This is a genomic window from Myxococcus vastator (assembly GCF_010894475.1).
Lineage (GTDB): Bacteria > Myxococcota > Myxococcia > Myxococcales > Myxococcaceae > Myxococcus > Myxococcus vastator.
Genome location: NZ_JAAIYB010000842.1, coordinates 1 through 1,380, shown reverse-complemented (window position 1 = coordinate 1,380; position 1,380 = coordinate 1). Strand labels below are relative to the sequence as shown.

At 70.4% G+C, this 1,380-nt stretch carries 2 protein-coding genes; both read right to left on the bottom strand.

Annotated elements, in window-relative coordinates; all coding sequences use genetic code 11:
* Nucleotides 1–1,179, bottom strand: a 1,179-nt coding sequence (locus G4D87_RS37795) for a sigma-54-dependent transcriptional regulator (protein ID WP_163787596.1), incomplete at its 3' end; no start/stop codon positions are given.
* 7 nt (nt 1,180–1,186) lie between these two features.
* A partial coding sequence (locus G4D87_RS37790) for an ATP-binding protein (protein ID WP_504112936.1) occupies nt 1,187–1,380 on the bottom strand: 194 nt, incomplete at its 5' end.

Genomic DNA, 1,380 nt, shown 5'->3' with positions numbered 1-1,380 from the left:
CTCCAGGGCGGGCAGGTCGTCACCGCGCAGGACGTCACCGGGGGCCAGCACCACGGCGCGGGTGAGCACGTTCTCCAGCTCGCGCACGTTGCCGCGCCAGGGCAGGCGGGTGAGGCGCTCCATGACCTCGCCGGGCACGCGGGTGACGCGCTTGTGGACCTTCTCGTTGATGCGCTCGAGCAGGTGCTTCACCAGCGGGGGGATGTCCTCGCGCCGCTCGCGCAGCGGCGGAATCTGGAGGGTGATGACCTTGAGGCGCTGGTAGAGGTCCTCGCGGAAGCGGCCGGCCTCCACTTCCTCCGCCAGGGCCCGGTGGGTGGCGGCGATGACGCGGGCGCGCAGCTTGATGCGCTTGACGCCGCCCACGCGCTCGAACTCGCGCTCCTGGAGCACGCGCAGGAGCTTGGACTGGAGCATCAGCGACATGTCGCCAATCTCGTCCAGGAACACGGTGCCGTCCTCGGCCACCTCGAACTTGCCCGGCTTGCCCGCGGTCGCCCCGGTGAAGGCGCCCTTCTCGTGGCCGAACAGCTCGCTCTCCAGCAGCGTGTCGACGATGGCGGAGCAGTTGATGCCGATGAAGGGCCGCGGCTCGTCGTAGGAGTAGTTGTGGATGACGCGGGCGATGAGCTCCTTGCCGGTGCCGCTCTCGCCCGTAATCAGCACGGTGGCGTGGCTGCCGGTGACCTTCCCAATCTCCTTCACCAGCTGCTGCATCAGCGGGCTGGTGCCCACGATGTCGCCCAGGCGGGCGGCGGCGTTCTCCCGGTGGACCTCGTCCGCGCGGCGCGACAGCTGGCGGTACTCCAGGGCGCGCTCCACCACCAGGTCCAGGGCGGCCGGGTCCGGGAAGGGCTTGTGGATGTAGTCGAAGGCCCCGGCCTTCATGGCCCGGATGGTGGTCTCCATGTCGTGGTACGCGGTGACCAGGATGATGCGCGCGTCCCCGCACAGGCCCTTCATCTCCTCGATGATTTCCAGGCCCGTGCGGTCCGGGAGCATCATGTCGAGGATGACCACGCTGGGCATGGCCTCCTGGGCGGCGCGCAGCCCGGCCGCCGCGCTGGTGGCGGTGGACACCTGGTAGCGCGGCTGGCCGTCGTGCTCTATCTCCTCGAAGTGCATCTTCAGCGTTTCGAGGAGCGAGACGTCGTCGTCGACGATGAGAAGGGTCTCCATGGCGCTCTCAGGTGGCGAACGTCAGCGTCAGCACCACGCCCGGCTCGGCGCTGCCCCGGGCGGCCACGTCTCCCCCCACGCCCATCATCACCCGGCGCAGGGCGGCCAGGGACAGCCCGGCGCCCCGGGCCAGCCGGGAGCCGAAGGGCTCGAAGAGCGAGCCGTTCTCCTCCGGGGGCAGGGCGGCGGCGGGGTCGTGGA